The sequence below is a fragment of the Streptomyces sp. JLBG701 genome, assembly GCF_058544905.1.
The window spans coordinates 7,325,339-7,343,345 of record NZ_CM178588.1; the positions used below are offsets into that span (position 1 = coordinate 7,325,339).

Consider the following 18,007-nt stretch of genomic DNA (forward strand, 5'->3'; position numbering starts at 1 on the left):
AACATTCCCCGGCGGGGGCGATGAACGGGGGGTGAAGCACCCGTCCCGGAACAACACGGGCGACTGCAACGCCGGTAGGGGCGCGGGGAACTGCGCGACCAGCCACAACGAACCAGCAGCCGCAAGACGACAGGAACATGGCACCCGGTCCGCGCGACGCTGCGGGTGCACGCGGACCGGGGCCGTCGGGGGGAGCCCGACGGGGCTCAGTGGGCGGCGAGTTCGCGGGGATCCAGGGCCGCCGCGTGGGCGTCCATACGCTCGGCGGCCAGAATTGCGGCCGCCGTATCGGCGTTGGAGGCGGCGACAACGAGGGCCCGCCCAGCGAGGGTGTGGGCACGCTGATGCAGGATCGCGACCTCGGCGGTCGTAGGCAGGGCTTCGGCGCGCGACACTCCGCCGCGCAGCCGCGTCACCTGCTCAACCAACCGCTCCGCCGCAGCGTCCAGGTCGGCGCTAGAAGCCAACGCGCGCAACTCATCCGTCACGGCGAGCAGCGCAGCGAGATGCCCCGCGAGCTGAATGTCCAGCTCCTCCTCACGGGACCGGTGCGGAAAGTCGGAGGTGGTGCCGGCCATCGTGCTGTGGACCGACTGCCTGCGGATCGGCTCGTACATGGGGATGGCCTCCTGTGCTTCGACAGAAGACATCCTAGCTTAGATTTCGTCTAAAGTTGAGCGGGTCACAGAACCGGACGGCCTGTACACCGTGCGTGAGCCCCACGGGTCCTACGGCTGGCTGTAACCGTCCAGGAAGTTCCCGATCCGGCCCACCGCGTCCCGTAGATCCCCGACCGAAGGCAGCGTCACGACCCGGAAGTGGTCCGACTCCGGCCAGTTGAAGCCGGTGCCCTGCACGACCATGATCTTCTCGCGGCGCAGCAGGTCCAGGACCATCCGCCGATCGTCCTTGATCTTGAAGACCTTGGGATCCAGGCGCGGGAAGAGATACAGCGCCCCCTTCGGCCGTACGCACGTCACACCCGGAATCTGCGTCAGCAGTTCATAGGCGACGTCCATCTGTTCCTTCAGCCGCCCGCCCGGCAACACCAGGTCGTTGATGGTCTGGCGCCCGCTCAACGCGGCGACCACCCCGTGCTGCCCCGGCATGTTCGCGCACAGCCGCATGTTCGCCAGGATCGTCAGACCCTCGATATAGGAATCGGCGTGCGCACGCGGACCGGAGATCGACATCCACCCGACCCGGTAACCGGCCACCCGGTACGCCTTCGACATGCCGTTGAAGGTCAGCGTCAGCAGGTCGGGCGCGATCTTCGCCGTCGCCGTGTGCGTGGCACCGTCGTACAGGATCTTGTCGTAGATCTCGTCCGAGCAGACCAGCAGGTTGTGGCGCCGGGCGATGTCGGTGAGCCCCTTGAGCATCGCCTCGTCGTACACCGCGCCCGTCGGGTTGTTCGGGTTGATGATGACGATCGCCTTGGTGCGGTCGGTGACCTTCCGCTCCACGTCCGCGAGGTCGGGCATCCAGTCGGACTGCTCGTCGCAGCGGTAGTGGACGGCCGTACCGCCGGAGAGTGAGACGGCGGCGGTCCACAGCGGGTAGTCGGGCGCGGGGATGAGCACCTCGTCGCCGTCGTCCAGCAGGCCCTGCATTGCCATCACGATGAGCTCGGAGGCGCCGTTGCCGATGAAGACGTGCTCGACGTCCGTCTCGATGCCGAGGGTCTGGTTGTGCATGACGACGGCCCGCCGCGCGGCCAGCAGGCCCTTCGCGTCGCCGTAACCATGGGCCGACGACACGTTGCGGAGGATGTCCTCCAGAATCTCGGGCGGGCACTCGAAGCCGAACGCGGCCGGGTTGCCGGTGTTCAGCTTGAGGATCCGATGCCCTGCCGCCTCAAGCCGCATCGCCTCTTCGAGAACCGGCCCCCGGATCTCGTAACAGACATTGGCGAGCTTGGTCGACTGGATCAGCTGCATGTCGGCGAGCTTACGGCCCGGTAACGCCCTCCGGGCCGTGTTTTCCACCACGTGAGACGCGGCGGTTTGGACGGTTATCGCCGGTAGCTGTCTCGGCGGCCCCTCCCGTCTCTACAATGCGCGGCCATGTCCAGCCATCCGCAGTACGAAAGCGGTCCGTACGACGTCCACGGGGCGCACCCGGAAACCGGCGAGCCGCCGAACGTGTACCACCCGCACGCCGACACGACCCCGGCGTACGACGCGTACGCGGACCCGGCGGCCGCCCACGGCTGGGAGAACAACGCCTACGACGACACGACCCAGCTGCCTCCGGTGCGGGAGGCCGCCGATCACCGGGCCGGCCACGGCCGACGCGCCCGCCCCAAGCCGGGCTGGGGCCCCTGGCGCTCGCGCCGCGTCGTGGTCGCCGCCGGCGCGCTGGGAGCCGTGACCGTCGCCGCGCTGATCGGGGCGTTCTCCTTCTCCGGGGACTCCGGGGGTTCCGGGGACGGCCAGGACGGCAAGGGGGTGCGCACCGGGGCCACGGCGGGGGAGAGCGGTGAGTCGGGCGACGCGGGCACCTTCGCCGATACGGCGACCCCTGGGGCGTCGGACACCGGGGGACCGTCGTCCGGAGCCGCGTCGGCGAGTCCGGGCGCGTCGAAGAGCGGATCCACGTCCGGCGAGGAGTCTGAGAAGCCGTCGGCGTCCACCACCGGCACCGCGCCCACCCCCACGCCGACCCAGACCACCACGGCCCCCGGCAACGCGAACGGCAACCCGGGGCACGGCCAGGGCAGCACGAAGCGGCCCAAGTAGGTCTGAGGAAGGTCAGCTCTGGGTTGTCTTCCGGGTGTTCGGCGCCTCGCCGGGCAGGGTGACGACACCGGCGATCTCCTGGGTGACGCGGGCGTGCCCTTTGAGGAACGCGAGCCGGTTCAGCAGGCTGTACCCCTCGCACAGTACGGTCTCGTGGCCGTCGTACGACTCCAGGTTGAGCACGGCTGCCTCCACCTGAACGATCTCGCTGACCAGCATCGGAATGCCGGGGTGGCCAAGTGCGTGCGCGGCGCCGGCGCGTTCGTGCAGCACGGGGACGAGCGCGGATCCACTGGCGTCGGCGATGGTCGCCGCGGAGCTGTCGCTCAGCCGGCGCAGCTGCGTGCGGGCGTGGAAGGTGACGCGCTCGATCGCCGCGAGCTCGTCGGGGGTGATCTCGAAGGCCGGCGAGGGCTGCGACGGGGTGGAGGCGGCAGTGGAGGCGGCGGCCCGCTTGGGACGTCTTCGCAGGATCGACAGGATCGACATCGAGCAGGGACTCCTCACGGACGCGGGTCAGGTGGCGTGGGGAGACCGGGGCGACCCTTTTGACAGGGGTAAGCGCTGTCAAGGATAGAGAGAAATCGGCTTCATGATCGCTTGCGGGAGATCACGGATGAGTGACGGCTTGTTCATGTCGTTCAGACCGTGAACCTGACGGCTGTCAGCCAGAGCGTGTCGTCCATCGTGCCGCCGGTGACGTAGTTGCCCTCAGCCTGGCCCTCGGGTTTGTCGCAGGCCAGACCGACCCAGCCGTGGCCGCTGACGGCCGCGTTCTCGCAGACGGCGCCGTCACCGACGTTGATGACGAAGCCGAGCATGTACGGGTAGCCCGCCTTGGTGCTGCCGATGTAGTTGTCGACGCCGTCGACCGCGCTGTTCCACGGCGTCTTCCAGTGGTCGTTGTGGACGTAGGCGTTGGCGGCGGTGCCCTTGGTACCGGACACCGCGATGTTGAGGGACTTGATCTTCTGGGTCGCGTTCACGCGTCCGGCGGTGACGCCGTCGCACGCCGGCTTCTGCCAGCCGTCCTTCGCGAAGTACACGCGGTAGCAGATGTGCCGCCCGGGAGAGCTGGCCGCCAGCTTCGAGACGGCTTCGGCGGCGGTTTCCTTGTGGGGCTTGGGCGTCTTCGTCGGCTCGGGTACCCCTTCGCCGTCTTTCTTCGTGGCCGAGGGCTTGGGGGAAGGCTTGGCGGAAGGGGTCTTCGTCGGGCTGGGCGAGCCGCTGGCGCCGCTGGCCGTGGGGGTGGGCTCGGCCGTCGGCGAGGGGGAGGTGGTTACGTCCCTGGGCAACGGCACCGGGACCTCCGGGGCCTCGTCCGTGCTTCTGACCGAGCCGGCGGCTTGGTCCCGCGTGTCGTCGCCGTCCGAGCCGGTGCCGCTCACGATCAGCGGGATGACGATCAGTAGAGCCATGACGACGCCTGCTGTCCCGACGATCAGCGGCCTCTTGAGTAGGCCGGGGGGCTGGTACTCGTAATCCGACTGACGGCGGGGCTTGGTGGGGGCGGAGGGCATGGCAGGGGGAGGGGTGGGCTGCTGTTCCACCAGCCTGCTGGAACCGTCCGGGGAGACCTCGACGATCGCCACGTACTCGGCGGACGGATCTGAAATGGCTGCCGTGACAGGGGTGTTGCGCTTGCGCGCGTGACCGTGCAGCGCGTCGAGGATCGCGGCATCGACTGCCTTTCCCGCCGCCATCGGCACGGGCACACCATCGATTACGGCAGCTCCGTCGGCCGCGATGACCACGGGAATGCGTCCCTTATCCGACGTGCCCCGCCCGTCAGCCTCTTTACCCAGACTCATGCCGACACAACGGGCACCGAGAGGAAGCGGTTCAACCGTCGGCCGGGACAGTCGTAAGGGGGCCGCGGGTTCGCCCGCCCGTTGGAGGCGTGGTCGTCGGGGCCGCCCGCTTCCTTGTCAGTGTCGTGCTTCCGCGGCCCGGAAAGCGGGGGTCCCGGGTAGGTTGGCGGCAGCCGTCGGCCGTGCGCCTGGCCGGAGTTGACGGTCGCGGTCGCGCCTCGCCTGCACGCCGGGTCGGCTCAGCGGCGAACGGCCGGTGGGGTGGGGCGGGGTGAGGTGGGTGATTGGAGCGTTCGGCCCAGGGCAGGGGGTGCCGACCTGCGGTTTTCCTCTTGCCGTCTGGGCCGAAGAGGCCAATCACGACACGTCCCACCGCCCCAACTCCCGCAGCCAAGCCCGCGCGTTGCCGTCCGACGGTGCTCGCCAGTCGCCGCGCGGCGAGAGGGAACCGCCGGCGGAGACCTTGGGACCGTTGGGCATGGCGGAGCGTTTGAACTGGGCGAAGGCGAAGAAGCGGCGGCAGAAGACCTCCAGCCAGTGCCAGATCTCCGGGAGGTCGTAGGAGACCTGCTTGGAGCCGGGGAAGTCCGGGGGCCACGCGCCCGTGTCCTGGTCACGCCAGGCGTGCCAGGCCAGGAAGCCGATCTTTGACGGGCGGAAGCCGTGGCGCAGTACGTAGTAGAGGGTGAAGTCGTGCAGTGCGTACGGGCCGATCCTGGACTCCGTCGACTGCAGTTCCTCGCCCGGTACCAGCTCCGGGCTGATCTCCGTGTCGAGGATCGCGGTGAGGGTCCGGCCGGTCTCCTCGTCGAACTGGCCGCTGCTGACGACCCAGCGGATCAGGTGCTGGATGAGGGTTTTCGGGGCGCCTGTGTTGACGTTGTAGTGGCTCATCTGGTCGCCGACGCCGTAGGTGCACCAGCCGAGGGCGAGTTCGGACAGGTCGCCTGTGCCGAGGACGATGCCGCCGTGCTGGTTGGCGAGGCGGAAGAGGTAATCGGTGCGGAGGCCGGCCTGGACGTTCTCGAAGGTGACGTCGTAGACCGGCTCGCCGGAAGAGAAGGGGTGGCCCATCTCCTGGAGCATCAGGCGTGCGGTCGGCTTGATGTCCAGCTCGGCCGCCGTGACGCCGAGTGCGCGCATCAGGCGGTGGGCGTTGCCCTTCGTGTGGTCGCTGGTGGCGAATCCGGGGAGGGTGTAGGCCAGGATGTCGCTGCGCGGGCGGCCCGCGCGGTCCATGGCGCGGGCGGCGACGATCAGCGCGTGCGTGGAGTCCAGGCCGCCGGAGACTCCGATGACTACCTTCGGGCCGCCGATCTCCGCCAGGCGCTGCTGCAGGCCCGCGACCTGGATGTTGTACGCCTCGTAGCAGTCCTGGGCGAGTCGGTCGGGGTCGGCCGGTACGAACGGGAACCGCTCGACCCGGCGGCGCAGGCCGAGGTCGGTGGTCGGTGGTGCCAGGTGGAACGGCACCTGCCTGAAACCGTCGGTGCGGGCGGCGTGGGCGCGGCGGTTGTCGTCGAACGTGCCCATCCGCAGGCGCTCCTGCATCAGCAGGTCCAGGTCGATGTCGGCCACCGCGCTCTGGTCGTCCAGGGGGAAGCGCTCGGTTTCTGCGAGCAGGGTCCCGTTCTCGTAGATCAGGGTCTGGCCGTCCCAGGACAGGTCGGTCGTTGACTCGCCCGGGCCGGCCGCCGCGTAGACGTAGGCCGCCAGACAGCGCGCCGACGCCGAGCGGCACAGCAGCTTGCGGTCCTCGGCCCGGCCTACGGTGATCGGGCTGCCCGAGAGGTTGACCAGTACGGTCGCGCCTGCCAGCGCCGCCTCCGCGCTCGGTGGCACCGGCACCCACATGTCCTCGCAGATCTCCGCGTGCAGCACCAGACCGGGTACGTCGTCCGCCGCGAAGAGCAGATCGACGCCGAAGGGCACGCTCGCGCCGCCGATCCGGATCGTGCCGCCGCGCTCGCCGTCGCCCGCCGCGATCTGCCGGCGCTCGTACAGTTCGCGGTAGTTGGGCACGTACGACTTGGGTACGACGCCCAGGATCCGCCCGCGGTGCACGATCACCGCGCAGTTGTGGACGCGGTTGCGGTACCGCAGCGGGGCGCCGACGACGAGCACCGTCAGGAGGTCGGCCGAGCCGGCCACGACCGTTTCCAGCGCGGTCTCGACCTCGTCGAGCACGACGTCCTGGAGGAGGAGGTCCTCGATCGAGTAACCGGTCAGGGTGAGCTCGGGGAATACGGCCACTGCTACCCCGTCGTCGGCGCAGCGGCGGGCCTGGCGCAGCACCGACTCGGCGTTGGCGGGCGGGTCGGCGAGGGAGACGTGGCCGGTGCACGCGGCGATGCGTGCGAAGCCGTGCTGGTAGATGGAGCGGATGTTCATCGGGCTTCCGCCTTCAGCGTCTCGTACAGCCCCGGGCGCTCGCTGATCATGGGGCCCTTCCCTTCCTTCGGACATCGTCGTACGGCGAACCTAATCGATCGTTGGGGATGGCATGAATTGCGCCCTGCCGACCGCGCCTCGCGAATACGCCAACTCCCGCCCGGAAACAAGTCCTTGTCCAGGAACCCCTCTGCGATCACAATGCACATGACAACGCGGCGGGCGGCCGGAAGATCTCCGGTCACCCACGTCGCAGCATCCCAGAGGGGACCCCCACATGAACAAGCCTCTCCTTGCCACGCTCGCAGCCCTGGTGATCACCGGGGCGGGCGCGGCACCCGCTGTCGCCACCACCAAGGAGGCGGCGGCGCCCACGCTCCAGGCCGTCACCCTGGCCGGGACCGTGGCGCTCAGCAACTGCTCCGGATCGGTCATCCGCTTCCCGAACTCCCTGGACACCGACCCGGCGCTCGTGCTCAGCAACGGCCACTGCCTGACGACCGGCTTCCCGGAGCCGGGCGAGGTCCTCACCAACACCGCCTCCAGCCGGACCTTCGGCCTGCTCAACTCCGCCGGCACCCGGGTCGCGACCCTGCGCGCCAGCAAGCTCGCCTACGCGACGATGACCGACACGGACGTCTCGATCTACCAGCTCACCAGCACGTACGCGACGATCAAGAGCGCGACGGGCATCTCCCCGCTGACCGTGCAGGACACGCACCCGACCGCCGGAACCGCCATCACCGTGGCCTCCGGCTACTGGAAGACGCTCTACAACTGCAGCATCGACGGGTTCGCCTACCGCCTCAAGGAGGGCGACTGGACCTGGAAGGACTCGGTCCGCTACACCTCCGCCTGCCAGACCATCGGCGGCACCTCGGGCTCGCCGGTGATCGACGTGGCGACAGGGAAGGTCGTCGCCGTCAACAACACCGGCAACGAGGACGGCGGGACCTGCACGGAGAACAACCCGTGCGAGGTCGACGAGAGCGGCAACGTCACCGTCCGCGAGGGCATCAACTACGCCCAGGAGATCTACAACATCCCGGCCTGCTTCACGACCGGCAACCAGCTCAACCTCAGCGCCAGCGCTTGCACCCTGCCGAAGCCGTAGCAGCAGCAGTAGCAGCAGCAGTTCTACGGTTGTGAGGGCGGCGTTCCGTCACATGGGACTGCGACGGACCGCCCGCCCCGCCAACACGTCCGTGCGCCGGCCTTCCTCGATCACGAACCTCCCGTCGATCAGGACGTGCGGGATGCCTGTCGGGAGGACTCGGGGATTGTCGAAGGTGGAGCCCGCTGCCACCGTCTCCGGGTCGAACAGGACCAGGTCGGCGCGGTAGCCCTCGCGGACCAGGCCACGGTCCGGGAGACGTAGGCGGGAGGCCGGGCGGCCGGTCAGGTGGGCGACGCATTCCTCCAGGGACAGGACGCCCAACTCCCTTACGTACCGGCCGAGATAGTGGGGGAAGGTGCCGTACGCCCGTGGGTGCGGCTTGCTGCCCTGGAGTACGCCGTCGGAGCCGCCCGTGTGGACGCGGTGGCGCATGATCTGCTGGACGTTCTCCTCGTGGCCCACGTGCTGGAGGATCGTCGAGCCGAGTCGGTCGTCGAGGAGCAGGCGGCGGGCGGTTGTCCAGGGGGCCTGGCCGCGTGCATTCGCCGACTCCTGGACCGTATGGCCGACGAAGTCCGCGAAGGCCGGGTCGCTTACGCCCGAGATCTCGATCGTGTTCCACTCGATCGGCACGCCGTGGCAGCCGTCCGCGCCGATGACCTCCAGGTGGTGGCGGATGCGTTCGGCCGTCTCGTCGTCGGCCAGGCGCTTGAGGATCTGCTCCGGGCCGCCCTCGCTCGCCCAACTCGGCAGCATTGCCACGAGAGTTGTGCAGCCGGGGGTGTAGGGGTACGTGTCGAGGCTGATGTCCGCGCCGGATGCCAGTGCCTCGTCCAGGAGTGCCAGCAGTTCGGGTGCCCGGCCCTTGTTCACGCCGAAGTTCATGGTGGCGTGGGCGAGGTGGAGAGAGCAGCCTGCCTCGCGGGTCAGGGTCATCATTTCCTCGTACGCCTGCAGCGCGCCCGCCCCGTAGGAGCGGTGGTGCGGGCAGTAGTAGCCGCCGTAGCGGGCCACCACCCGGCACAGTTCGGTCAGTTCGGCGTCCTTGGCGTACATGCCGGGGGTGTAGGTCAGGCCGGACGACATGCCTAGCGCGCCCTGCTCCATGCCCTCCGCGACCAACTGCCGCATACGGTCCAGCTCCTGGGGCGTGGCCTCGCGGTCGTCCCAGCCGACGGCCAGCATGCGGACCGTGCCCTGGGGGATCAGGTACGCGGCGTTGACGGCGATCCCGCGGTCCAGCCGGTCCAGGTACTCGCCCACCGAACGCCAGTCGAAGTCGATGTCGTCGCCGTGGCCGTTCCAGCCCGTGATGGCACGGCGGACCTCTGCCAGGGTGCGGTCGTCGACCGGGGCGTACGACAGCCCGTCCTGGCCGAGGACTTCGAGCGTGACCCCCTGTGCGGCCTTGGCGCTGTGGTCCGGGTCGCGGAGGAGGGCCAGGTCGCTGTGGGCGTGCATGTCGATGAAGCCGGGGGAGAGGACGAGGCCGTCTGCGTCCAACTCACGGCGGGCGGTTGGGCGTTGGCAGCCGGACGCCGCGGCCTCCTGGACGATCGAGACGATCCGGCCGCCGTCCACGACGACATCCGCGCGGTAGGCGGGAGTGCCGGTGCCGTCGACTACGTCCGCGTCGCGGATGACTAGCTCTTCCATGCGAGGCCCCCTAGAAGAACGTACGGATGTAGTCGACGACCGTGCCGTCCGCCTCGGCCACCGGGATCAGCTGCCACTTGTCGAAGGACGTGCACGGGTGGGACAGGCCCAGGCCGAGCCAGTCGCCCACCTCCAGGTCCGCCTCCGGAGTCGTCCGCACCCAGGCGTGCTGGTCGGAGAGGCCGGTCACCTCGATGCCGGTGGCCGGGCGCTCGGTGCCGTCCCGGCGGACCACTTGGGGGAGGGGGAGGTCCAGGTCGTAGGCCGCGTCGCGCTTGCCCGCGTTCGTGAAGGCCTGCTCGGGGGAGGGGCGGGAGACGACCTGTGTCCACAGGCGGAAGGCGGGCTCCAGGGCGCCCTCTTCCGGGACCCGGTTGAAGGGCGTCAGCTTGCGGTAGTGGCCGTCGTCGTGCGAGACGTAGGCGCCCGAGCGCAGCAACTTCAGTACGGGGAGCGAGAGTTCCGGGATCTCCGCGAACACGTCGGCCACCGCGTCGAACCAGGCGCTGCCACCCGCGCTGATGACAATCTCGTCCGTGTCGGCAAAACGTCCGGCCTTGTCGAACTCCGTGGCCAGGGACACCAGCCGGCGCAGCCAGGTGTGCACCCGCTCCGGGGTCGCCTGCGGGACCTCGCCCTCGTAGCCCGCGACGCCGACGAGTCGCAGGGTCTGGGTGGCGGCAACGGCATCCGCGACCGCCGCGCACTCCGCCTCCGTACGGACGCCGGTGCGGGCGCCCTCGCCGGCGGCGAGTTCGACGACTACGTCCAGGGGGCGGGCGGCGCCACGCAGAGCCGCGTCCATCAGCTCGACTCCGCGCACGGAGTCGACGTAACAGATGAGCTGGAAGCCGTCTCCCAGCTGGGAGGAGATCCAGCGCAGGGCCGCCGGGTCGACGAGTTCGTTGGCGAGGAAGACCCGCTCGATGCCGAACGCCCGTGCCACCCGCACCTGGTGGGGGACCGCGAGGGTGATGCCCCAGGCGCCGTGCTCGATCTGGCGGTGAAAGAGCTGGGGGGCCATGGAGGTCTTGCCGTGCGGGGCGAAGGCGAGGCCGTGGCGGGTCGCGTACGTCTCCATCAGGCGGAGGTTGTGTTCCAGGCGCTCGGCGGAGAGGGCGAGGACGGGGGTTGTGAAGCCGTCTGTGAAGAGGTTGCGGCGCTGGGCGGCCAGCTCGGCGACGGTCAGGCCGTCGGCGTCCGGGGGGAGGCCCTTGAAGCGGTGGTCGACGCGGTCCTCTGCGAGGCGGGCGAGCGCTTCGGTGCCGGTGTCGGGGGACACGGGACCTCCCTGGTCAGGTGTGTTGTTGCATTGCTTGCAACGGCCATTGCGTATATCGCTTAATGCTGTCTAACATCCAGGCCAATGCCGGGTCAATGGAGCCGCCGCGACCCGAGACGACGAGGAGCTACGACCATCGTGAATGCCCCCGACGTCTTGGACGTCGTCGCGCTCGGCGAGTCCATGGTCACGTTCCTTCCCACTGTCCCCGGCCGCCTCGCCGACGTTCCCTCGTTCGACCGGAGCATCGGGGGCGCGGAGTCGAACGTCGCGTGCGGGTTGGCTGCCGCCGGTCATGCCGTGAAGTGGGTGAGCCGGGTGGGGGCCGACGGGTTCGGGCAGCATCTGGTGGAGCGGATCGCCGGGTACGGGGTCGATGTGAGCGCCGTGCACCGGGACCCTGACCGGCCGACGGGCATCTACTTCCGTACGGCGGGTGACCGGTCCACCGACGCTCACGAGGTGGCGTACTACCGGGCGGGGTCGGCGGCCTCGGCGATGTCGGTGGACAACGTGGACCTCGGCGCGGTGCGCGCGGGGCGGGTGCTTCATCTGTCCGGGATCACGGCGGCACTGTCCGACGACTGTCTGGGGCTGCTGCGGGAGCTGACCGCTCCCCGGCGGGGGCGCCCGCTTGTCTCCTTCGACGTCAATCACCGGCCCGGGTTGTGGGCCGACGTCGACGGTCCGCGCGTGCTGCTGGAGTTGGCGCGGGGTGCCGACATCGTGTTTGTGGGGGAGGACGAGGCGGAGGAGGCGTGGGGGTGCGTGGGCGGGCCGGAGGCGGTCCGGGAACTGCTTCCCGAGCCGGGCTTGTTGGTGGTCAAGCAAGGAGGGGTGGGGGCTACAGCATTCGTGTCGGCTGCGGGCCGGTGGGGGCTGGTCGCGCAGTTCCCCGCGCCCCTCAGGTTGGGCAGCGGCCCTGGGTCGCAAGCTGCGGCCCGGGTGAGCGACACCCACTCCCGCCCAGCTCCCACCCACCGCACCTGCGTACCCGCCCTGCACGTCGACGTCGTAGCCACCACCGGAGCCGGCGACGCCTTCGCCGCTGGCTTCCTCTCCGCGACCCTCCGTGACCTTCCCCTGAAGGCCCGCCTTCGCCACGGCCACCTCTGGGCCGCCGCCGCCCTCACCGCCCCCGGCGACGTGGCGACACCCCCCAGCCGCGACACCACCGACCGCCTGGCCGCCGTGGCAGACGACACGTGGGGGACACTTCGACTCGGCCCCGGCTGGACGAACCAGCGGGCCGAGGAGGAGGTACGTACGCCATGAGCCAGACCGTCGACCGTGCGCTGAGCATTCTGCCGTTGCTCGCGGAGGGCCCCGCCGACCTCGGGCAGGTCGCCGAGCGGCTCGGCGTCCACAAGTCCACGGCCCTGCGTCTCCTGCGGACCCTCCATGAACACGGGCTCGTCTACCGCCAGTCCGACCAGCGCTACCGCCTCGGCGCCCGGCTCTTCGCCCTCGCCCAGGAGGCCGTCGAGAACCTGGACATCCGGGAGATCGCCCATCCTCACCTCGTAGGGCTCAACGAGCAGTGCGGGCACACCGTCCACCTCGCCGTGTACGAGGAGAACGAGGTCCTCTACATCGACAAGGTGGAGAGCCGGTACCCGGTGCGGATGTACTCGCGGATCGGGAAGCCGGTCGCCATCACCGTCGCGGCCGTCGCGAAACTCCTCCTCGCCGACCTGCCGGAGACGGAGCGGCGGGTGCTCGCCGACAAGCTCGACTACCCCATGTACACGGCCCGTTCCACCCCCAACGCCCCCGCGTTCCTACGGGAGTTGGAGAAGGTGCGCGAACAGGGCTGGGCCACCGACCTCGGCGGCCACGAGGAGTCCATCAACTGCGTCGCCGCGCCGATCCGGGGCACCGACGGCCGGGTCGTCGCCGCGATGTCGGTCTCCGCGCCCAACGTCGTCGTCACCGCCGACGAACTCCTCACCCTCCTCCCGCTGGTGCGCCGTACGGCGGACGCCATCAGCGGCGAGTACTCCGGCAGGACACCAGGACCCCAGTAACGGACCCGCATGAAGGACCTCGGATGAAGGACTCCGTATGACAGACAAGATCGCGATCACTCCGAAGACCCACACCGCCCCGCCCGCGAAGTTCTCGCACGGCGTCCGGAAGGGGAACATCCTTCAGGTCGCCGGCCAGGTCGGCTTCCTCCCGGCCGAGGAGGGCAAGCCGCCCACGCCCGCCGGTCCCACCCTGCGCGAGCAGACCCTCCAGACCCTCGCCAACGTCAAGGCGATCCTGGAGGAGGGCGGCGCGAGCTGGGACGACGTGATGATGATCCGCGTCTATCTGACGGACGTGGACCACTTCGCCGAGATGAACGCCATCTACAACACCTACTTCGAGGAGCAGGCCCTCACGGCTCCTCCGGCCGCCCGTACGACGGTCTACGTCGGCCTTCCCGCCGGGCTCCTCATCGAGATCGACGCCCTGGCCGTCCTGGGCTGAGCCCGCCTGACGGTCCCTCAACTCCCGCACGCCGTAAACGGCATGGCGCCCCTCGGGGTGCCATGCCGCGATCCCCCCTGCCCGAAAGCTCCATGTACTTACGCAGAGGACCCCCAAATGTCCTATCCGCTCGCCGCAACCGCCCCCACCGAAACCCCACCCCACACCGGAGGCCTGCTCCTCCTCATCGACGGCACCGCAGGCCTCCTGACGGTCGCCGCCATCGGAATCGCCCTCCTCCTCTTCCTGATCATCAAGGCGAGACTCCAGCCGTTCGTGGCGCTGCTCGCCGTCTCGATAGCCGTCGGCCTGATGGCCGGCCTCTCGGTGACCGAACTCTTCGGCACGGTCCAGCGTTCGGACGCGGTGTCGACCATCGAGTCGGGCATGGGCGGCATCCTCGGCCATGTCGCGATCATCATCGGCCTCGGTACGATGCTGGGCGCGATCCTCGAAGTCAGCGGCGGGGCCGAGGTGTTGGCGTCCAGGCTGCTGAACTTGTTCGGCGAGAAGCGGTCGCCGTTGGCGATGGGGTTGACCGGCCTCATCTTCGGCATCCCGGTCTTCTTCGACGTGGGCATCTTCGTCCTCGCCCCGATCGTGTACGCGGCGGCGAAGAGAAGCGGCAAGTCGATCCTGCTCTACTGCCTGCCCCTGCTGGCGGGCCTGTCGGTGACGCACGCGTTCCTGCCGCCGCACCCCGGCCCGGTGGCCGCCGCCGGACTCCTCCACGTCGACCTCGGCTGGGTCATCCTCATGGGCGTGGTCTGCGGCCTGCCCGCCGTGGCCGCCGCCTGGGTCTACTCCGCGTGGATCGGCAAGCGGATCTTCGTCGCCGTACCGCAGGACATGGTCGAGGCGGCGGCGGAAGCCAAGCTCGCCGTGATCAACGAGCAGCGCGAGCAGGGCGTGGAGCCGCGCGAGACACCGGTGCCGCTGGGCACGGTCCTCGGCATCATCGGTACGCCGCTGGTGCTGATCCTCGCGTCCACGTTCTCGTCGATCGCCCTGGACCCGTCCACCGGCCGCTCGGTGATCGAGTTCTTCGGCAGCCCCTTCGTCGCCCTGACGATCGCGCTGCTCCTGGCGTACTACTTGCTGGGCATCCGGCGTGACTGGTCCCGCAGGTCCCTGGAAACGGTCTCGACCTCGTCCCTCAAGCCCGTCGGCAACATCCTGCTGGTCGTCGGCGCGGGCGGTATCTTCGGCGCGATCCTCAAGGCGGGCGGCGTGGCCCAGGCCCTGTCGGACACCTTCAACGACGTGGGCCTCCCGGTGATCGTCCTGTCGTACCTGATCTCGGTGGTCCTGCGGGTCGCCCAGGGCTCGGCGACGGTCGCGATCGTGACGACGGCGGGCATCGTGGCGCCGCTGCTCTCGGAGGGCGACCACTCCCAGGCCTTCGTCGCCCTGGTCATCATGGCCATCTCGGCAGGCTCGATCTTCGCCTCGCACGTCAATGACGGCGGCTTCTGGATGGTCGCGAAGTACTTCGGCATCAGCGAACGGGACACGCTGAAGACGTGGACCGTGCTGGAGACGGTGCTGTCCGTGGCTGGGTTTGCGGTGGCGGCGGTGCTGAGTTTGGTCGTGTAGGCGGTACGGCGGCCGACGGGGCCGGTGAGGAGGCGATGGCCCCTCACCGGCCCGGAGGCTCAGGCGTCGTCTTCCGTGAAGAGTTCTGTGACGGAGGTGGCGGTCAGGGCGCGGGTGAGCCAGGTGTCAAGAAGCTCGGCGTCGGTACAGCTGGTGATCCGCTCGCGAGCTTCGTCGGGTACGGCGATGCCGCGCTGCTCCAGGACGCGCAGTATCGCGTGGGCGTGGCCTTGGGCCATGCCTTCGGCGCGCCCTTTCTCGCGGCCTTCTTCGCGGATCTCTTCCGCGAGGTATGACTTGTAGAAGGAAAGATCCACAGCCACCAGGTTCCTCCAGAGTTCTGCGGCCCGGCGGTTGCCGCCGATACCTTGCGCGATGAATTCGACGATGGGGTCTACGACGGCTTCCGGTTCGTCCCGCAGAGCGGCGGACAATGCCTTCAGTATCCCATCGATGACCGGTTCCTTCGCGTGAGTGATGGCGGACAGTGCGGCAAGCGCCGGGTCGGCGTGCGCCTCGGCCGGGTCGGTGATCACCGGCATGTTGTGCGGCCCCGCCACGAGCGGGCGCAGGGTGAGTCCGGGCCACTGCCGGGGACCGAGGGACACCGGCCGAGCGGCCCACTCGGCCGTGGCCCGGTCCTGGGAGACGACCAGCAACAGGACCGGGAGTTTGTACTTGGTGCTGAGGAAGGACAGGTAGTAGGCCCAGCTGGAGGGCTTGTCGGGATCCTTCGCGCGCTGGGACTCGATGGCCAGCAGAAACGAGTCCTCGCCGTCGGACTCGAAGCGCAGCAGCGTGTCCACGCGGCGTTCGACGGGCCGGGTCTCGGTGAGGTCGGTCGGCAGGATCGTGACGGAGCTGGGCTGAGCGAATTCGAGGTCGAGGGCTTGGGCGACGCCGGAGAACAGGCGGGGGTACTCCTGGAAGATGCGGTGCATCGCCTCATGGGGCGGGCTGACCATGCGGTTCCTTCGTGCTCAAGGGGTGTGGTGCCGGGGGAGGAGGGCGGTTGGATGCTGTAGACCCTCCAGCGCACGCAGTGCGGCGGTGATGCGGGTCGTGCCCGGGTGTGGTCGTGTTCGAGGCCGCCGGAGTGGGGGTGGTCTTTGCCCGCGATACGGGACTGGGCGCGCGAGGGCGCGCTAAGGTTTTGCGTATCCATCGGGAAGCTGATCTCTTCCTTGGTGGTGAGGCCCTCGCACTGGGATTGCCGTCCCGGCGAGGGCCGTTGCATGTTTGCGGTTGTGTTGCGGCGAGCGTAAGGCAAGCAACCGGGCCGAAATCCAGCTGAGTTGGTGATGTTCACCCGTGAGGGTGACGGTGCGGCGGGATGGTCACCTCGGCCCACACCGTCTTACGAGGTCGCAGTCCCGGCGCCACGCCCCAGCGGTCGGCCAGCGCGTCCACGAGGAGTAGTCCGCGACCCGACTCGGCATCGTCGGCGGGGTGTTGGGGGTGCGGTACGCGGTCGTCGCGCGTGTCCGTGACCTCGATGCGCAGGGTGTCGGCGACGACATAGAGCGTCAGGCGGAAGTCGCGTCCCGGTACGCGGCCGTGGGTCGCCGCGTTGGCCGCGAGCTCGGCCACGATGTGCTCCGCCGGGTCCAACGGGACGTCCCAGGTGCGGAGTTGCTCCGTCGCGAGCAGTCGGGCTAGGCGGGCTCCGCGCGGTGTGGGGGACAGGAGCACGCTGAAGTTTCGGATGCCGGTTTCTTGGATCACGTCACTCAGCGTGGCCGTGCGTGCTTACCGTTAACAGTGACATCGCCGTTGCGTACGGTGACTGTCCAGAGCTTGTCCGGTGGTGTCCGGGCTGTCGGGGGCGGTCGTACGGGTAGGGGCGGTGCGGCACGGTCGTACGACGGAGGGGTGCGGGATGTCGGCTGAGGGTGACGCGGGGCGGCTCAAGACCGAGGCGGACGAGCCGGGTTGGGAGGTTGATCCCGACGATGAGTGGGGAGTCGCGGTGATCGCCACGGTGGGGCGGCAGTTGAAGTTGCGGCGGGAGGCTGTGGGGATGCGGGCCGCCGACTTCGGGCTGGCGGTCGGTTATGGGGAGGACCTGGTCTACAAGATCGAGGGCGGGACGCGGATTCCTCGACAGGAGTACCTGTACAAGGCCGACAAGGTGTTGAAGGCGGGTGGGCTCATCGCCGCGACCTGGGAGGACGTGAAGAAGGTCCGGTACCCGAAGAAGGTGCGGGAGCTTGGGAAGTTGGAGGCGCAGGCGGTCGAGATCGGCGTGTACGAGTGCAACATCATCGCCGGGCTGTTGCAGACGCCGGAGCACGCACGGGCCGTGATCTCAGCGGCGCAGCCGCCGTACTCACCGGACGACGTGGAACGTATGGTGGCCGCCCGTCTGGCCCGGCAGTCGGTCTTCGAACGCGACCCGGCTCCGTCGATCCACTTCGTGCTGGAGGAGGCACCACTGCGCCGACAGGTTGGGGGCACAATGGTGTGGCGACGGCAGCTCGAACATCTGCTGGAGGTGGGGCGCTTGCACAACGTCACACTTCAGGTCATGCCGACGAACACCGAGGCCCATCCGGGGCTGGACGGCAGGATCGAGCTGCTGAAGTTCTCGGACGGGACGGCGGTGGGGCGCTCCGACGGTGCGTTCAACGGGCGGCCGATCACCGACCCGAAGCAGCTGCGCATCATTGAGCTGCGATATGGCACCATCCGGGCGCAGGCCTTCCCGCCACGGGAGTCGCTGGCCTTCATCGAGCAACTGCTGGGAGAAACATGACCGAGCTGAAGTGGTTCAAGAGCAGCTACAGCGGCGGCACCGACGGCGAGTCCTGCGTCGAGATCGCCACCACTTCCGGCAGTGTCCACATCCGCGACTCCAAGAACACCGCCGGCCCCCAGCTCGCCCTACTCCCGGAATCCTGGACGGAGTTCGTGGCGTACGCCTCCGAGGTCCCCTAGC

17 protein-coding genes are annotated in these 18,007 nt (G+C 69.2%); 8 read left to right on the forward strand and 9 right to left on the reverse strand.

Features of this window, described 5'->3' with window-relative positions; translation table 11 throughout:
* Positions 1–206: 206 nt before the first annotated feature.
* Entirely contained in the window at positions 207–617 is a 411-nt protein-coding gene (locus AC5DRG_RS33985; protein ID WP_491803347.1) for an SCO4983 family protein, read from the reverse strand.
* Positions 618–728: 111 nt separating this feature from the next.
* The gene (locus tag AC5DRG_RS33990; RefSeq protein ID WP_491803348.1) at positions 729–1,940 is read right to left on the reverse strand and encodes a pyridoxal phosphate-dependent aminotransferase; all 1,212 of its coding nucleotides are present in this window, start codon (positions 1,938–1,940) and stop codon (positions 729–731) included.
* A 126-nt stretch (positions 1,941–2,066) separates the two neighbouring features.
* Here AC5DRG_RS33990 and AC5DRG_RS33995 point away from each other — a divergent pair, with 126 nt between their 5' ends.
* Positions 2,067–2,741 carry a hypothetical protein gene (locus tag AC5DRG_RS33995; protein WP_491803350.1) on the forward strand — a complete coding sequence of 225 codons (675 nt, stop codon included), beginning with the start codon at positions 2,067–2,069 and terminating at the stop codon, positions 2,739–2,741.
* Between the two features lie 12 nt (positions 2,742–2,753).
* Here the strand turns inward: AC5DRG_RS33995 and AC5DRG_RS34000 are convergent, their stop codons facing one another.
* The 3 genes from AC5DRG_RS34000 to AC5DRG_RS34010 form a co-directional block, all read right to left on the reverse strand.
* Entirely contained in the window at positions 2,754–3,230 is a 477-nt protein-coding gene (locus AC5DRG_RS34000) for a hypothetical protein (protein WP_491803352.1), read from the reverse strand.
* Between the two features lie 152 nt (positions 3,231–3,382).
* Complete coding sequence (locus tag AC5DRG_RS34005; protein WP_491803353.1) at positions 3,383–4,444, reverse strand: hypothetical protein; 1,062 nt, start codon at positions 4,442–4,444, stop codon at positions 3,383–3,385.
* Between the two features lie 465 nt (positions 4,445–4,909).
* Positions 4,910–6,943 (reverse strand): NAD(+) synthase, encoded by a 2,034-nt coding sequence (locus AC5DRG_RS34010; RefSeq protein ID WP_491803354.1) that lies wholly within the window; start codon positions 6,941–6,943, stop codon positions 4,910–4,912.
* A gap of 277 nt (positions 6,944–7,220) precedes the next feature.
* Here AC5DRG_RS34010 and AC5DRG_RS34015 point away from each other — a divergent pair, with 277 nt between their 5' ends.
* Positions 7,221–8,057 (forward strand): S1 family peptidase, encoded by an 837-nt coding sequence (locus tag AC5DRG_RS34015; protein ID WP_491803355.1) that lies wholly within the window; start codon positions 7,221–7,223, stop codon positions 8,055–8,057.
* Positions 8,058–8,105: 48 nt separating this feature from the next.
* On the opposite strand, the gene AC5DRG_RS34020 is transcribed toward AC5DRG_RS34015, so the two are convergent.
* Complete coding sequence (locus AC5DRG_RS34020) at positions 8,106–9,716, reverse strand: N-acyl-D-amino-acid deacylase family protein (protein ID WP_491803356.1); 1,611 nt, start codon at positions 9,714–9,716, stop codon at positions 8,106–8,108.
* Between the two features lie 10 nt (positions 9,717–9,726).
* The gene (locus AC5DRG_RS34025) at positions 9,727–10,998 is read right to left on the reverse strand and encodes an amino acid deaminase (RefSeq protein WP_491803357.1); all 1,272 of its coding nucleotides are present in this window, start codon (positions 10,996–10,998) and stop codon (positions 9,727–9,729) included.
* 183 nt (positions 10,999–11,181) lie between these two features.
* Here AC5DRG_RS34025 and AC5DRG_RS34030 point away from each other — a divergent pair, with 183 nt between their 5' ends.
* The 4 genes from AC5DRG_RS34030 to AC5DRG_RS34045 all read left to right on the forward strand — a co-directional run bounded on the left by AC5DRG_RS34030 (position 11,182) and on the right by AC5DRG_RS34045 (position 15,069).
* Complete coding sequence (locus tag AC5DRG_RS34030; protein WP_491813239.1) at positions 11,182–12,273, forward strand: sugar kinase; 1,092 nt, start codon at positions 11,182–11,184, stop codon at positions 12,271–12,273.
* Positions 12,270–13,025: an IclR family transcriptional regulator gene (locus tag AC5DRG_RS34035; RefSeq protein WP_491803359.1), complete on the forward strand. Its 756-nt coding sequence runs from the start codon at positions 12,270–12,272 to the stop codon at positions 13,023–13,025. Before AC5DRG_RS34030 ends, AC5DRG_RS34035 begins: the two co-directional genes overlap by 4 nt.
* Positions 13,026–13,062: 37 nt before the next feature.
* Positions 13,063–13,473, forward strand: a complete 411-nt coding sequence (locus AC5DRG_RS34040) for a RidA family protein (RefSeq protein ID WP_491803360.1) — start codon at positions 13,063–13,065, stop codon at positions 13,471–13,473.
* A gap of 117 nt (positions 13,474–13,590) precedes the next feature.
* The gene (locus AC5DRG_RS34045; RefSeq protein ID WP_491803362.1) at positions 13,591–15,069 is read left to right on the forward strand and encodes a GntP family permease; all 1,479 of its coding nucleotides are present in this window, start codon (positions 13,591–13,593) and stop codon (positions 15,067–15,069) included.
* 59 nt (positions 15,070–15,128) lie between these two features.
* Here the strand turns inward: AC5DRG_RS34045 and AC5DRG_RS34050 are convergent, their stop codons facing one another.
* Both AC5DRG_RS34050 and AC5DRG_RS34055 read right to left on the reverse strand, forming a co-directional pair.
* A complete protein-coding gene (locus AC5DRG_RS34050) occupies positions 15,129–16,034 on the reverse strand; it encodes an RpnC/YadD family protein (protein ID WP_491803363.1) in 906 nt (301 codons plus the stop codon).
* 340 nt (positions 16,035–16,374) lie between these two features.
* Positions 16,375–16,794, reverse strand: coding sequence for an ATP-binding protein (locus tag AC5DRG_RS34055; protein WP_491803364.1), 420 nt, complete (start codon positions 16,792–16,794; stop codon positions 16,375–16,377).
* Positions 16,795–16,948: 154 nt separating this feature from the next.
* Between AC5DRG_RS34055 and AC5DRG_RS34060 the strand changes: the two genes are divergently transcribed.
* Together AC5DRG_RS34060 and AC5DRG_RS34065 are read left to right on the forward strand one after the other, a co-directional pair.
* The gene (locus AC5DRG_RS34060; protein WP_491803365.1) at positions 16,949–17,824 is read left to right on the forward strand and encodes a helix-turn-helix domain-containing protein; all 876 of its coding nucleotides are present in this window, start codon (positions 16,949–16,951) and stop codon (positions 17,822–17,824) included.
* The gene (locus tag AC5DRG_RS34065) at positions 17,821–18,006 is read left to right on the forward strand and encodes a DUF397 domain-containing protein (RefSeq protein WP_491803366.1); all 186 of its coding nucleotides are present in this window, start codon (positions 17,821–17,823) and stop codon (positions 18,004–18,006) included. The genes AC5DRG_RS34060 and AC5DRG_RS34065 overlap by 4 nt, the downstream gene beginning before the upstream one ends.
* Position 18,007: the final 1 nt, after the last annotated feature.

What these genes read in the sequence shown, in the direction of transcription:
- AC5DRG_RS34050 (WP_491803363.1), bottom strand. Translation starts at nt 16,034, where the DNA reads ATGGTCAGCCCGCCCCATGAGGCGATGCACCGCATCTTCCAGGAGTAC.
- AC5DRG_RS34040 (WP_491803360.1), top strand. Translation starts at nt 13,063, where the DNA reads ATGACAGACAAGATCGCGATCACTCCGAAGACCCACACCGCCCCGCCC.
- AC5DRG_RS34005 (WP_491803353.1), bottom strand. Translation starts at nt 4,444, where the DNA reads ATGGCGGCGGGAAAGGCAGTCGATGCCGCGATCCTCGACGCGCTGCAC.
- AC5DRG_RS34030 (WP_491813239.1), top strand. Translation starts at nt 11,182, where the DNA reads ATGGTCACGTTCCTTCCCACTGTCCCCGGCCGCCTCGCCGACGTTCCC.
- AC5DRG_RS34060 (WP_491803365.1), top strand. Translation starts at nt 16,949, where the DNA reads ATGTCGGCTGAGGGTGACGCGGGGCGGCTCAAGACCGAGGCGGACGAG.
- AC5DRG_RS34045 (WP_491803362.1), top strand. Translation starts at nt 13,591, where the DNA reads ATGTCCTATCCGCTCGCCGCAACCGCCCCCACCGAAACCCCACCCCAC.
- AC5DRG_RS34020 (WP_491803356.1), bottom strand. Translation starts at nt 9,716, where the DNA reads ATGGAAGAGCTAGTCATCCGCGACGCGGACGTAGTCGACGGCACCGGC.
- AC5DRG_RS34000 (WP_491803352.1), bottom strand. Translation starts at nt 3,230, where the DNA reads ATGTCGATCCTGTCGATCCTGCGAAGACGTCCCAAGCGGGCCGCCGCC.
- AC5DRG_RS34010 (WP_491803354.1), bottom strand. Translation starts at nt 6,943, where the DNA reads ATGAACATCCGCTCCATCTACCAGCACGGCTTCGCACGCATCGCCGCG.
- AC5DRG_RS34015 (WP_491803355.1), top strand. Translation starts at nt 7,221, where the DNA reads ATGAACAAGCCTCTCCTTGCCACGCTCGCAGCCCTGGTGATCACCGGG.
- AC5DRG_RS34035 (WP_491803359.1), top strand. Translation starts at nt 12,270, where the DNA reads ATGAGCCAGACCGTCGACCGTGCGCTGAGCATTCTGCCGTTGCTCGCG.
- AC5DRG_RS34065 (WP_491803366.1), top strand. Translation starts at nt 17,821, where the DNA reads ATGACCGAGCTGAAGTGGTTCAAGAGCAGCTACAGCGGCGGCACCGAC.
- AC5DRG_RS33985 (WP_491803347.1), bottom strand. Translation starts at nt 617, where the DNA reads ATGTACGAGCCGATCCGCAGGCAGTCGGTCCACAGCACGATGGCCGGC.
- AC5DRG_RS33995 (WP_491803350.1), top strand. Translation starts at nt 2,067, where the DNA reads ATGTCCAGCCATCCGCAGTACGAAAGCGGTCCGTACGACGTCCACGGG.
- AC5DRG_RS33990 (WP_491803348.1), bottom strand. Translation starts at nt 1,940, where the DNA reads ATGCAGCTGATCCAGTCGACCAAGCTCGCCAATGTCTGTTACGAGATC.